Source organism: Psychroserpens mesophilus (genome assembly GCF_050617655.1).
GTDB classification, from domain to species: Bacteria; Bacteroidota; Bacteroidia; order Flavobacteriales; family Flavobacteriaceae; genus Psychroserpens; species Psychroserpens mesophilus_A.
Map to the genome: position 1 here is coordinate 1 of NZ_JBODQC010000300.1, position 256 is coordinate 256.

Consider the following 256-nt stretch of genomic DNA (forward strand, 5'->3'; position numbering starts at 1 on the left):
CCGCTTCGGTCCGTTCGCCAAGCGTGGCAGCACCTATGCCTCGCTGAAGAAGGAAGACGACCCGTACACCATCGACCTGGCCCGCGCCGTGTTCCTGATCGAAGAGAAGGAAGAGGTCGCGCGCAACCGGATCATCAAGGAGTTCGAGGGCAGCGTCATCCAGGTGCTGAACGGCCGTTTCGGCCCGTACATCAGCGACGGCAAGATGAACGGCAAGATCCCCAAGGATCGCGAGCCGGCATCGCTGACCCTGGCC

General features: G+C 62.9%; 1 protein-coding gene. It reads left to right on the forward strand.

The features are described from left to right. Nucleotides 1–256: topoisomerase C-terminal repeat-containing protein (locus ACRHNM_RS17350; protein ID WP_431137899.1), on the forward strand; the 256-nt coding region annotated here is incomplete at both ends.